Consider the following 12,885-nt stretch of genomic DNA (forward strand, 5'->3'; position numbering starts at 1 on the left):
CATGCTCCCCGTTACCGCCCCGACCCCGAACCCACCCCAGGCAGGTTTCCCGGGCGAGTCAGCCGATGTTGTCGACCGCTGCCTTCGCGCGCGTGATCGTGTGCTGCGCCGTGCCGTCGTTCTTCTCCAGCGTCGTCTTCAGCAGCTGGATGATGTTCTTGACTTCCTGCGACGAACGGTTCCACCGCATTTCCTTGCCGTGGTACTCGTCCGCCACGCCATCGGCCGTGAAGTCCGCCATCGCCGCCTTGACCTGGCCGTCGCGCGCCGCGATCACTTCCTCCAGCCGCGCGATCACCACCTGGATGTTGCCCTGCGCGTCCGTGGACGCGCCGATGTCGTACGAACGACGGTCACTGTTACCAGCCATCAGAAACCCAACCCCCGCTTGTCACCGGCCGCCGAAGCGCGCCGCGTCGAAATTCGCCGCCGACATCTGCTGCCGCGCGTTGTCACCCTGCTCCTGGTCACCCGAACCGAACGCCTGCTCCATCCCCGACTGACCGCCGAGAAGAGCCGAGAGCGAACCGTTCAACGCCGCCGTGATCTCGTCCGAACGACCCTTGAACGAGTCGAACGCCGCACGGCCCGCACCGTTGAACTTTCCCTCCAACGGCGCCGCCGCCTGAAGCAACTGACGGATCAAGGTCCCCAGGTCATCACTCGACCCACGCGACTTCGACGACAGGCTCGTCAGAACCTGCGCCCCCATGTCGAACTTCATTCAGTCCCCCTGTCGAACCCTGAGCAAACAAATGTGCTGACCATGCCTATCAATTCCGGGGTGCTGAAGCAATCGAGGACCTCAGGTCTGTGGACAGGCTGTGACATGGTCACGGAAGCGCGGCGCAGGCAATGAGGTGCGAAGACGAGGCACTTGATCGCGCCGCGGAGGCCGGCGAGCCCTCCGGGCGCGACGGGGCTCCCGATGATCTCCGGCCGATCTTCACTTCGTTCACACGATCCTGGGCGGCAACCGTTCGTCCGCACGCCAGTTCTTCGTCGGTTGGCCCTCTTCGTCCCACCGGCGTTCCGCCAGCGTGCGCAGACCGTTCTCGGAGAACTCCACCTCGGCGGCGAGCACACCGTTCGGGTGCCACTCCCCGGACACCCCTGCCGGACGTCCCTCGCGGGCTGTCGCCTCGGACCGGAGTGTGCCGTCCTCGTACCACTCGCGACTGGGGCCGTGCTGCACCCCTTCCACGTAGGAGTCCAGGCTGACGAGGGCACCGCCCAGATGCTCCTCGACCTCGCCGGTGAAGAGTTCCCCTCTGTACAGCAGGCGCTGCCCCCGGTCCATGTCGACTTCGGGGTCGTCGATGTCGATCCGTGTCACGTCGCGCCACGGCTGGTCCGGCATCAACCGCGCTCGGCGCGCCACTCCTTCGTCAGGTTCCCTTCCTCGTCCCACTCGGTGATCTCCAACTGCCGCAGTCCGTTCGCGCTCATGAGCACGCGCGCGGCCGGCCTCCCGTTGGGGTGCCATGTCTTGGACTCACCGACAGGGAACCCGCCTCGCAGCACTCCCTCGGACCTCAGGGTCCCACCCATGTACCACTCCTTGGAGGGGCCGTCCTCAACCCCGTCCTTGTAAGTGACGAGGCTGACGAGCGCACCCTTTTGGTATTCGACCACTTCGCCGGTGAAATGCTCTCCTCGACAGAAGACGACCTCACCTTCATCCATTTCGAATTCTGGATCGTCGATGTCGATTCGGGGAGGTGTCATCGCCTCAGGCTTGATCACTTCGTTCGCCCCCGGGCTTCTCCGCCTTCAGCGCACCCCCGAGCACCCCTGCGGTTTCGGGCCCCATCCAGTCACCACGACATCCCCCGTGAAACAGCCGGTCGCATCAGCCGGACGAACCTTGGTCAGGAAGAGAACGGAAGGCTCAGCCGATGTTGTCGACCGCTGCCTTCGCGCGCGTGATCGTGTGCTGCGCCGTGCCGTCGTTCTTCTCCAGCGTCGTCTTCAGCAGCTGGATGATGTTCTTGACTTCCTGCGACGAACGGTTCCACCGCATTTCCTTGCCGTGGTACTCGTCCGCCACGCCATCGGCGGTGAAGTCCGCCATCGCCGCCTTGACCTGGCCGTCGCGCGCCGCGATCACTTCCTCCAGCCGCGCGATCACCACCTGGATGTTGCCCTGCGCGTCCGTGGACGCGCCGATGTCGTACGAACGACGGTCACTGTTACCAGCCATCAGAAACCCAACCCCCGCTTGTCACCGGCCGCCGAAGCGCGCCGCGTCGAAATTCGCCGCCGACATCTGCTGCCGCGCGTTGTCACCCTGCTCCTGGTCACCCGAACCGAACGCCTGCTCCATCCCCGACTGACCGCCGAGAAGAGCCGAGAGCGAACCGTTCAACGCCGCCGTGATCTCGTCCGAACGACCCTTGAACGAGTCGAACGCCGCACGGCCCGCACCGTTGAACTTTCCCTCCAACGGCGCCGCCGCCTGAAGCAACTGACGGATCAAGGTCCCCAGGTCATCACTCGACCCACGCGACTTCGACGACAGGCTCGTCAGAACCTGCGCCCCCATGTCGAACTTCATTCAGTCCCCCTGTCGAACCCTGAGCAAACAAATGTCTGGTCATGCCTATCAACTTCCCAGGACCGGAGGCAATCGGGGCCTGTGGTGCTGTTGAGAGGCTGTGACAGAACCACCGCTGGTCCGGTACGGGCAAGGAGAGCCGGACACGGAGCATTCGCCCCGGGCGTGTGCGCACGATCACAGGCCGCCGCTGTCCGGTCGCCGCAGGACGGATCCGGTGCCACCGGGGCGCTGATTGCTCACGCTCTGAGACAGAATGCCGTTTGGCACAAGCCGTGTCGCCGCCGGCCACTATCCACTTCCGCGCCTGCTGCACAGCTGTTTCACGTCCGCACCGTGTGTGCGGACCGCGCGACGACTCCTGGAGTGCAGATTGACTACGACGTTCCGCTCTCGTATCACCGCCCGGATCGGGCGAACTTACCTGTCCAGGATCCAGAAGTACGGGATCGGGTCCTCCACGGTCAGGCTGCTCCCCGACGACCTGCTGATGATGCTGCGCAGGGACGGCCTCGACACGGTGGACAAACTGGCCAGGACCCGGGTGAAGCGGCCGGTGCACAAGGTCTCGTTGCCGTTCGGCATGGACGCCTGGGTGGTCAGCGGCTACGAGGAGTCGAAAGCCGTCCTCGGCTCGGCCGACGGATTCAGCACCGACTTTGCCCACCTCGCGTCGAACGCCGGAGTGGCCGCCGAGCAGAGTCCCGGCGGACTCGGTTTCAACGATCCTCCCGTCCACACGCGACTGCGCCGCATCCTGACCCCGGAGTTCACGATGCGCCGGCTGCGGCGCCTGACCCCCAGGATCGATGCCATCGTCGAGGAACGCCTGGACGCGATGGAAGCCGCCCGGGGCCCGGTCGACCTGGTGCAGGAGTTCGCGCTGCCGATCCCCTCGCTGACGATCTGCGAGCTGCTCGGCGTGCCGTACGAGGACCGCGACGACTTCCAGCAGCTCGCCATGGACCGCTTCGACCTCTTCGCCGGGACGACCGCGCCCTTCGGCGCGATGTCGGAGTCGCTGGCGTACTTCAGGGACGTCGTCAAGGCACAGCGGGCGAAGCCGGGCGACGGCCTGCTCGGCATGATCGTGCGGGAGCACGGCGACAGCGTCGACGACGAGGAACTCGCGGGCCTCGCCGACGGTGTGCTCACCGGCGGGTTCGAGACGACCGCCAGCACCATCGCGCTCGGCTCCCTCGTACTGCTGCAGAACGCGGACGTCCTCGATCGAATACGTGACGACGACGCCATGACCGCCCCCTTCGTCGAGGAGGTGCTGCGCTACCTCTCCGCGGTGCAGATCGCCTTCCCCCGGTTCGCCCGCCACGACATCGAGATCGGCGGAGTGGTCATTCCCCAGGGCGACATGGTGCTCTGCTCGCTGAGCGGCGCCAACCGCGATGCCGGGTACGTCACGGACGACGGGCGCTTCGACCTGGACCGCATCCCCTCGGCCGGTCATCTCGCCTTCGGCCACGGCATCCACCGCTGCGTCGGCGCCGAACTGGCGCGGATGGAACTGCGCACGGCCTACCCGGCCCTGGTCCGGCGGTTTCCCGGGATGCGGCTCGCAGTCCCGCCCCAGGACCTGGCCTTCCGCAAGCTGTCCATCGTGTACGGCATCGAATCGCTGCCGGTGCACCTGCGCTGATCGGGACCAGGGCCTGTCCGGCGGATGCGCCGCACCGGAGGGGCCCTCCCGCCCGTGGCGCCGACCCGGTGACGACCCGCTGCCGACCCGACGGGCCTCCCGCCGACGCCTAGCGTGAACGGACGGCCCGGCGCACCTTGTGATGCCATGACCGGCGCACGATCATGGGCCCATGCCAACTCGCGCCGGACAGTTTGACGTTGCGTCGGTTCTGCGGGAGGTGAAGATGATCCGCCTGGAGGGGCTGGTGCGGCTCCGCGGACTCGACCTGCCCCTGCTGCGCCGGGCCGCCGCGTCGGTGCCGGGCGCCGTGACCGACGCCTGGCCGGTCGACGTCGAGAACCTGTTGCGCGCGGCCGTCTCCCGGCTCGGCGGCGGGGACCTCCAGGCGGCGGCCGAGCGCACGCTGGGACTGGCGCCGGGCATGCGCGACCGGGCGGCCGCCGACCGGCGCCGGCTCGCCGCCGAGGTGTACAGCCTCAGCGTGGAGCGCTTCCGCAAGAGCCAGGAGGAGATGGTCCTCGGGCAGATCGCCGAGTGGGTGTGCTGGATCGCCGGCAACGGGAACCGGGACGCCGCGGCGGCCGACGCCGTCATGCTGGCGCCGCACCTCCAGCACCGCACCCTGCACCTGACCCGGTCCGGCAGACCCCTGACGGTGACCCTGCACACCCACCCCGTCGAACTCCTGCGGGACGTGGACGTGATCGTCTCGCCGAGCAACACCCACCTGGGACTCCCGGAGACGTACAAGGCGTCCGTCTCGGCCTCACTGCGCCGGGCGGGCGCGGTGCGCGACGCCGCGGGCGACGTGATCGCGGACCCCGTCCACGAGGAACTGGCCGAGTGGCGCAGGAAACACGGCGTACTGCACCGCCCCGCCCTGCCCGGCACCGTCGCGCCCACCGGTCCGGGCGCCCTGGCGGAGCAGGGTGTCCGCCGCATCTACCACGCGGCGGTCACCATCCCCAGGCCCGGCACCAACGGCTACGAGGTCACCCCGCAGAACGTCGTCGCCGCGGCCGCCCGCGCCCTGGCCCTGATGTCGCAGGAACGCGACGCCCATACGCCGCCGCTGCGGTCCGTCTGCTTCCCGCTCCTCGGCGCGGGACGCGGCGGGCTCACGCCGGAGACCAGCGTCAGCGCCCTGTGGACGGCGCTCGCCGCGGACGCCGACCCGGACCGCGAGCTGCATCTGATCGTGCGCAGACCACTCGTGGCGGACCTGGTGACGGACGTTCTCACCGGCGGTCGGCCCGACCGGGCCGGACCTCAGGAACGGACCGGATCCCGCGAACAGAGAGGACATGGGTGCGGGTGAACCCCTTCATGATGCTCGCCGCCGTCGCGGCCGACTGGCCCCGGCTCGGGCCGTTGCTCGACCCCTACGCACACCCGGCGTTGCGCACCCTGCTGGCCGAGTTACGCACCGGCCTGCGGACGCACGACCGGGGCCGCCCGGCCGAGGGCGAGCCGGCCGAGGCGGACCGAAGAGCGGCGGACCGCGCGGTGCGCGCCGTGCTCGACGCGCTTCCGGACCACGAGGCGGCCCGGCTCCGCGGCGACGGCGGCACGGAACGGTTCGCGGGCACCTCCCCGTCGGCCGTCCACGAGGGCTTCGACGTCATGGACCTCTGCATGCTCGTGATCGACGGCAACCCGATGGTCGGCCCGCTCCTCGGCCCGGTGCGCGAACGCCTGCTGCGGGCACCGGCATCGAGCCCGCGCGAGACGGGGCCCACCGACCCCCGGCTGATCGTCCTGACCCGCGAGAACGGCGAGCGGCAGCTGCCCGCCTTCCAGTTCGAGGCCGGGGCCATGCCGTGGGAGGTCGTCCTGGAGGTGGCCGATGTGCTGCGCGCCGACCGGGACCCCTGGGGCGCCGCAGACTGGTGGCTCTCTGCGAACGCGTGGACGGGCACCCCGCCCGCAGGCCTGCTCGGGCAGAGCCGCGACCCCGAACTCCTGGGCGCCGCCCGCGCGCTCACCGTCGCGGGCGGGGAGTGGTAGACCGTGCCCAAGTACCCGCCCCCCGAGGAACTTCCCAGCGAGCCCGACCGCGTGACGCTGCCCGCAGGCACCCCCGTCCACCGCGTCCACAGCACCCATCGCGACCCGATCGCCTTCAATCCCGAGCCCGCGCACGCCTTCTACTACGGCGGACGCTTCGACAGCACCCCGTACGAGAAGTACGGCTACCTGTACGTCGGGTTCGGCGTCGGCGCCGCCGTGTGCGAGGTCCTGCTGCGCTCGCTCCCCTTCGACGGCGACGGCGACGGCGGTGCGCGCCTGCTCCCGCGCGTCGCCTTCGAGCGCCGCAGCCTGTCCTTCCTGCGCCTGGCCACCGATGTGGACGTGGTGCCGCTGATGTCCGGCAGGGATCTGGCAGCGGTCGCCCAGGACTCGTGGCTCGTGCACGCCGAGGGCGCGGACTACCCGCAGACCCGCGACTGGGGCCACTGGATCCGCCGCAGGACCGCGCCCTGGGCGCAGGGCTTCGTCTGGCCCTCCAAACGGGAGCCCGCCGACCGCGTGGCCGTCCTGTTCGAGGACCGGTGCGAGGCACCGCCCCTCGAACCCACCGGCGCCCCCCGGATCGACTTCGGGACCGAGGACGGCGAGCGATGGCTGAACGGTGTCCTCGCCCCGTACCGCACGCAGGCCGCGCCACGACAGCAGGAATGGATGAGCTAGACATGTCGGGGAAGCCGTACGACCTCCAGTCCCTCCTGTACGAGATCCAGCAGTCGCTCCTCGCGGGCAGGACCGACGCCCAGGACCTCACCCGGGCCGCCGACCTGGTCCTGGACCGGCTCGGCTGCGCCACGGCCGAGGAGGCGTGGGAGCGGCTCCACACCGACTGGAAGGCTCTTGTGCACGGGACCGCGATGTCCGGCATGCGCGCCGGGCAGATCCTCGCCGTCCTGCCGATGCTGCGGTACCACCGGCCCGTCGGCGAGCAGCACCAGCTGGACGAACTCCAGAGAGAGGCCGAGGCCCACGGACCCGGCGACCGCTGGCGGGCGTCGATCGCGGCCGTGAACAGCATGTCCGGACTGCAACGGATCGAGACCCCCGCCGAGATGGAGGCGGCGATCGCCCGGATCGAGCAGAACCGCGACGCCTTCCCGCCCGGCAGCCGGGAACGGGACGCGCTCGACGCGGCCCACGCCGGACTCCGTGCCCACCTCGCCCAGACCGGCGGCGGCGAGGACGATTTCGACTCGGCCGTGGAGGACCTGGCCCGGTTGCGGAACTCGCCGTCCTTCGACGCCGGAATGCGCCAGGGCTTCGACGGGCAGCTCGCCGTGTTCCGTTCGCACCAGGCCGTCCGGCGCGAGGACGAGACCGCGCTCGCCCGGCACATCGGCGAGCTGGAAGCCGTCGTCGCGCAACTGTCCCCCGACCACATGGACCGGATCGGGATGGAGTCCAACCTCGATGTCGCCAGGGCCAACCTGGAGATCCTGCGCAGCCGGCGCACCGGACGGCTCTTCCCCGACTCCTCCGGCATGGTGGCCACCCCCGACCTCGACGAGGTACGGCGGCAGATCGCACTGCTGCCGCGCGAAGGACAGGCCGACCGGCTCGGCGAGGCGGGCGCCAGCAGTGTCGGCAGAGCCTTGTTCGCGGGCAACGCCAGGGGTGCCATCGAGGCCATGCGACTGCTCCAGGACGCCCTGGACCTCCTCGAACCCGACGACGAACGTTGGATCCGCAACGCCCAGGCGCTCGGCACCGCCCACCTCTTCCTCGGCGGAATGGCGTCGGTCCCGCGCGCCGACCGCCCCGGCCACCTCGACCAGGGCATCTCCTGGCTGAAGCACACCCTGCGCCTGGCCGGTGGCCCGGCGCACCCGCTGTGGAACTCCCTCGGGATGTCCCTGGCCTCGGGCTACCGGTTCCGCGGCGACAACCAGGTGCTCGACGCCCGCGCCACCCGTCTGAACCACGCCGAGTCCCGCCGCGTCGGCCTCGACGCGCTGCGCGCTGCCACCTGGAGCGTCCTCCTCCAGTCCGGTACGGTGCACGCCGCCGAGACCGGCCGCCGGGCCGGCGAGCAGGCGCTCGGCGTGGCCCGCTGGTGCCTGGCCGACGGCGCCCACGACGACGCCGTACGCGCCCTGGATGCCGGACGCGGCCTCGTCCTGCACGCGGCGACCGTCGCCGCCACCGTCCCCGACATGCTGGACGCCCTCGGGCAGTCCGGTCCCGCCGACGAGTGGCGGGCCGCAGGGGGCGTCGCACCCGAACCGGGCCCCGAGGCCGCCGCGACCGCCCCGCCTCCGGCCTCGGGCCCCTCCAGCCGGCTCCGACGCCGTGTCCTCCAGGCACTCGCCGCGTCCCCGCACCGGCAGCGGCTGCTGGACGTCCCCGCCATCGCGGACATCGGCCGGGCGCTGCACGCCATGGGCCGCACCGCGCTGGTCTATCTGGTGCCCGGCGGCGACGGCGTGCCCGGAACGGCGCTGATCGTCTCCGCCGACGGCACGGCCAAGGCGCTGAAGCTTCCCCGACTCACCGTCTCCGATGACGCGTTGACGGGCTACCGGTCCACCGGAGCCCCCGGCCGCACCGCCGGCGGACCCACCGCGAGTACGCCCCGGCCGCAGCCGCCCACGCAGGGCGAAGGCCGTGCCGCGCTGGAGCGGCTGTGCGACTGGGCGGGCGAAGCGGTGATGGAGCCACTGCTCAAGGAGGTGTCCCGAAGACGGGGCCGGGTCCCGGCCATGGTGCTGGTGCCGATGGCGGAGCTGGGCGTCGTCCCCTGGCACGCCGCGCGCCTGTCCGGCCGGCACGGCGCACATCGGTACGCGTGCCACGAGGCAGAGATCTCGTACACCCCCTCCGCCCGCCTGCTGTGCGAGGTGGCCACCCGGCCCTCCGCCGGCACCCGGCAGGCCCTCGTCGTCGGCGACCCGACCCGCGACCTGCTCCACGCGGGCAAGGAGGCCGAGGCCATCTTCCGCACCTTCTACCCGGACGGCGAACTCCTCGGCCCCGGCACCGCCACGCCCGCCGCCGTGGCCGACTGGCTGGGCCGGCAACGCGGCGGACTGCTGCACCTGGCCTGCCACGGCGAGGTGCGCCAGGGCCTGCGGAACAGCGCGTACCTCAAACTGTCCGGCGGGCACCTGAACGCCGAGGAACTGACCGAGGGCACCGCCCGATACCGCCACCTGGAACTCGTCGTACTCGCGGCATGCAGCACCAATGTGTCCGGGCACGGCTACGACGAGGCCTACAGCCTCTCCACCGCGTTCCTCGTCGCGGGCGCACGCTCGGTGCTCGGTTCCCTGTGGCCGGTACCGGACGCGGCCACGTCCGTGCTGATGTACATGACCCACCACTACATGTGCCGCGAGCGCCGGACGCCCGGACAGGCCCTGCGCGACGCCCAGTTGTGGATGCTCGACAAGGGGCGCAGGACGCCGGCCGGAATGCCCGCGGACATGGCGGCGCGAGTGCCGCTGATCGACGCCGCCGACCCGACCGGCTGGGCAGGCTTCACCCACCTCGGCTGGTGAGGTCAGGGCAGCACCGTGCGCACCGGCACCGAGACGGTGCCCCACCGCCCCACGTCCCGGGCCGGACCGCCCGCGCTACGGGCACCCGGCGGCGGAGCGAACCGCAGCAGACCGTCCCCGTCCCCCGGAGCCACGCCGCCGCGCCCCGTCCCCGGGGCGTCCGGGGACCAGGCCGGCAGCCGGAACGGGGCCACGTTCCACTCGTTCTCGGCGACGATCAGCTTCAGCCAGTCCCGGGCGAACGAACCCCTAACCAGGAAACGGCCGGGCGGCAGCCGCAGCCACACCGGCTCGCCGTACCGCGCCGTCCCCGCGTGCCCGGGCGCCACGAAGTCGCCCTCGAACAGGCCGGGCGACGACTCGTAGTCGTCCGCCAGATCGAGCAGCACGCACCACAGCATGTGCGGGGAGTCGTTGTGGACCCGCACCATCACCTGCGGCTCCCGGCCGTCCCGCGTGTACGCGCAGACGACCTCGCCCGTCGCCGAGTGCCACAGATCGCCGACCAGCGGCTCGACCGTCACCCGCACCAGCGACGACAGCCACGGGTCCGGGTTGGTGAGATCCTTCAGCTGATGCCAACGGGCGATGTGGGACAGGCAGTCGGCCACCCGGGCGGCATCGTCGGGCGACCGCAGCGGCAGCGGGCCGACCGGATGCCCGTCGCCCCCGGTCACCCGGGCCGAGCCGCCACCGACCTCCAGCCGCAGCGGCAGCCCGGAGCCCCCGCTGGACAGCATCGGCGCACCGTCCACGGCCGCCGTCATCATCCCGACAGCCACGGGGTCGCCGACGACCGTCACCGCGGCCGGCGGAAACGCCATCGCCGATGGTGTCACCCCGTACACCGTCGTGAGATCGTCCCGCCCCGGCGTCCAGCCGACCGGTTCCACCAGCGCCGACTCGGGCCGCACCTCCCGTACGACCACCGTCCGCGGCGCGTCGGCCCGCCGAGCGCCGTCCTCCTCGACCAGGGTGAACTCGGCGCCTGCGGACCGCAGTCCGTGCACATGACCGCAATTGACCTCCCACCCCGACACCGTGTGCCGGAGCAGGAACGGCGAAACGGTCAGCGCGCCGCCGTACAGGAAACGCAAGTGCTCCGGCCCGCGCAACTCGGGATGCTGCGCGTGATGCCGGCCGCGCACCCGCTCCTCCGCGAGCGCGTGCACCTTCCCGTACGTGGCCGCCGGGCCGAGCCGCCGCAGCGCGTGTACCAACGAGTGGCTGAAGTATCCGCGCGACTCGCCGTCCACCAGCGCCTCGTACGCGACCTCCTGCTCCCGGCACGCGGCGAGCAGCACATGCCGACGCGGCTCGGCCCCCTGCGCACCCGCACCGCGCGAGGCCCCCGCACCGTCCTTGCGCCACCACGGCTGCCATGCCACGCCCCGCGAGCGCGCACCGGGCGGGAGCTTGCGGCTCGCACCGCCGGAGTGGCAGCAGTCGAGCACGGCGACGACATGCGCGCCGCGCGCCGCGATCTCGTCGAGGAGGGCGCCGAGTTCGGTGTCCTGGAGCAACGGCTGCCCGCCCGCGTCCAGGCTGTCGGCGCACACGAGCGCCTGACTCCGGCCGGTCGCCGCACGGGGATCGTCGCTCGCGTGCTCGCTGCCGTGCCCGCTGAACCACAGCAGCGCCGTGTCGCCCGGACCGCTGCGCCCCAGATGCGTCCTGATACGGTCGACCACCGCCGCCCTGGTCGCCTCCTTGTCGCGCAGCAAGAGGATCTCCGGATCGGGCCCGCCCTGCTGCCGGAGCCAACTCTCCGCCTCCGCCACGTCGTTGATGCAACCGCTCAGCGGCTTGTCCGGATAGTCGTCGATGCCCACAAGAAGCGCGTACACGGTTCGCATGCGGTGATCGTGCCAGCCCGGCCGGGCCAGGGGCAGGGCGATTCCGGGGCGATTGCCGGGCAGGTGCGCACCACCCCATGTTCCGCCGCAGCCTTGGATGTTGACTGCTGGCGGAGACTCACCAGGATCGTTCCGCGGCACACCCGTCGCACATCTCAGGAAGGGAATTCGGCGTGACTTTCGGGGGACACAATCCGTACGGCCCGTCGTGGCAGCCGAACGGGCAGCCACCGCCACCACCAGGCGTGCCCCCGCAGCCCGGTCCCCATCCGTATCCGGGACCGTACCCGGGGCCGTATCCGCCCCAGGGTCCGCCGCCCTACGGCCCGTACGTGCCCTACCGCTCGCTGTGGCAGCAGTTCCGCGACGGCGACTGGCCGCCGCTGATGGAGCTGCTGCGGCGTCTGCCCATCCACGGCTGCGTGTGGGCCCTGCTCCTGTTCTGCTTCACTCCTCTGCTCCTGCTCGTCCCGGCCTACCCACTGGCCCGCTCGGCCCGCCGCCAGGCGCACCTGAGGTTCCCCCCGCACGCCCGCCGCCGCATCCTGGATCCGCAGGTGACGCGCGTGCAGCGGATCAGGGCCTGGGCGGCGCTGACCACGTCGTTGCTGATCCTCGTCGTCTACGGCACCACGTCGGACTTCGCGGAGGTTCCGGAGCAGTACGCGCTCCGGCTCGCCGTCACCCCGTGGCTGCTGCTGCTCACCGCGCCCCTGGTGATCCTCGGCCTGTTCCGGATCGCACCCGAGGTCGCGCGGCCGGGCATGCGAGCGCGCCTGCGCCCCGCCATGCGCTCCGCCCTGATGTACGTTGCCGCGTTCACGGCGGTTCTGCTGCTGTTCGTGGCCATCGTGTTCGCGGGACAGAGTCTGGAGAACCAGTGGTTCACTCCGCTCGTCGCGCTCGCCCTGACCGCTCCGGAGGTGTGGACGGTGTTCTTCGTCTTCTTCGCGTCCGCGACGATGGTCCGCACCGTGTTCGGTACCTCCGAGGTGCACTCCGCGCTTCCGGCCCTGCTGACCGGTGTGCTGGTGTGGGAGCTGGCGGCCATCAACCTGATCACGGACGGCATGCCGCCGGGCCCGCCGTTCATCCGGATCTGCGCCCTGATCGGTGGCCCGGTCTCGGTCTCGGCCGTGGCGTGGTGGGAGATCGACCGCCTGCGCACGAGGTACGGGGTGACCCTGCGGGGTCGACCGGTGCCGTGACAGGCAGCGCCCGAGGTCAGTGGCTGCCGGTGAGTTCGCCGCTGAGGGTCTTGTGCATCGCGGCGCTCGGCTCGTTCAGGCC

The 12,885-nt window shown here is 71.1% G+C and carries 13 protein-coding genes; 6 read left to right on the plus strand and 7 right to left on the minus strand.

All coding sequences use genetic code 11. The features are described from left to right. Positions 1–58: 58 nt before the first annotated feature. From OG978_RS28595 to OG978_RS28620, 6 genes are all read right to left on the minus strand, one after another. Positions 59–370 carry a pore-forming ESAT-6 family protein gene (locus OG978_RS28595; RefSeq protein ID WP_326767966.1) on the minus strand — a complete coding sequence of 104 codons (312 nt, stop codon included), beginning with the start codon at positions 368–370 and terminating at the stop codon, positions 59–61. A 21-nt stretch (positions 371–391) separates the two neighbouring features. Further along, entirely contained in the window at positions 392–724 is a 333-nt protein-coding gene (locus OG978_RS28600) for a hypothetical protein (RefSeq protein WP_124723873.1), read from the minus strand. A 231-nt stretch (positions 725–955) separates the two neighbouring features. Next, positions 956–1,360 (minus strand): toxin-antitoxin system YwqK family antitoxin, encoded by a 405-nt coding sequence (locus OG978_RS28605; protein WP_326767967.1) that lies wholly within the window; start codon positions 1,358–1,360, stop codon positions 956–958. Next, on the minus strand, positions 1,360–1,746 hold the full coding sequence (locus OG978_RS28610) for a toxin-antitoxin system YwqK family antitoxin (RefSeq protein WP_326767968.1): 387 nt from the start codon (positions 1,744–1,746) through the stop codon (positions 1,360–1,362). Before OG978_RS28610 ends, OG978_RS28605 begins: the two co-directional genes overlap by 1 nt. A gap of 145 nt (positions 1,747–1,891) precedes the next feature. After that, positions 1,892–2,203, minus strand: a complete 312-nt coding sequence (locus OG978_RS28615; RefSeq protein ID WP_326767966.1) for a pore-forming ESAT-6 family protein — start codon at positions 2,201–2,203, stop codon at positions 1,892–1,894. 21 nt (positions 2,204–2,224) lie between these two features. Further along, the gene (locus tag OG978_RS28620; protein WP_124723873.1) at positions 2,225–2,557 is read right to left on the minus strand and encodes a hypothetical protein; all 333 of its coding nucleotides are present in this window, start codon (positions 2,555–2,557) and stop codon (positions 2,225–2,227) included. A gap of 373 nt (positions 2,558–2,930) precedes the next feature. Here OG978_RS28620 and OG978_RS28625 point away from each other — a divergent pair, with 373 nt between their 5' ends. The 5 genes from OG978_RS28625 (at position 2,931) to OG978_RS28645 (ending at position 9,739) form a co-directional block, all read left to right on the plus strand. Further along, positions 2,931–4,211: a cytochrome P450 gene (locus OG978_RS28625; protein WP_326767969.1), complete on the plus strand. Its 1,281-nt coding sequence runs from the start codon at positions 2,931–2,933 to the stop codon at positions 4,209–4,211. Between the two features lie 226 nt (positions 4,212–4,437). Further along, positions 4,438–5,532 (plus strand): hypothetical protein, encoded by a 1,095-nt coding sequence (locus tag OG978_RS28630; RefSeq protein ID WP_326767970.1) that lies wholly within the window; start codon positions 4,438–4,440, stop codon positions 5,530–5,532. Next, a complete protein-coding gene (locus OG978_RS28635) occupies positions 5,529–6,221 on the plus strand; it encodes a hypothetical protein (RefSeq protein ID WP_326767971.1) in 693 nt (230 codons plus the stop codon). Before OG978_RS28630 ends, OG978_RS28635 begins: the two co-directional genes overlap by 4 nt. A gap of 3 nt (positions 6,222–6,224) precedes the next feature. Then, positions 6,225–6,905, plus strand: a complete 681-nt coding sequence (locus OG978_RS28640) for an RES family NAD+ phosphorylase (protein ID WP_326767972.1) — start codon at positions 6,225–6,227, stop codon at positions 6,903–6,905. A gap of 2 nt (positions 6,906–6,907) precedes the next feature. Continuing rightward, positions 6,908–9,739, plus strand: coding sequence for a CHAT domain-containing protein (locus OG978_RS28645; protein ID WP_326767973.1), 2,832 nt, complete (start codon positions 6,908–6,910; stop codon positions 9,737–9,739). A 2-nt stretch (positions 9,740–9,741) separates the two neighbouring features. On the opposite strand, the gene OG978_RS28650 is transcribed toward OG978_RS28645, so the two are convergent. Then, positions 9,742–11,595, minus strand: a complete 1,854-nt coding sequence (locus OG978_RS28650; RefSeq protein ID WP_326767974.1) for a caspase family protein — start codon at positions 11,593–11,595, stop codon at positions 9,742–9,744. 332 nt (positions 11,596–11,927) lie between these two features. Here OG978_RS28650 and OG978_RS28655 point away from each other — a divergent pair, with 332 nt between their 5' ends. Continuing rightward, entirely contained in the window at positions 11,928–12,803 is an 876-nt protein-coding gene (locus OG978_RS28655; RefSeq protein ID WP_326767975.1) for a hypothetical protein, read from the plus strand. Positions 12,804–12,885 lie beyond the last annotated feature (82 nt).

It is taken from the genome of Streptomyces sp. NBC_01591 (assembly GCF_035918155.1).
Taxonomy (GTDB): domain Bacteria; phylum Actinomycetota; class Actinomycetes; order Streptomycetales; family Streptomycetaceae; genus Streptomyces.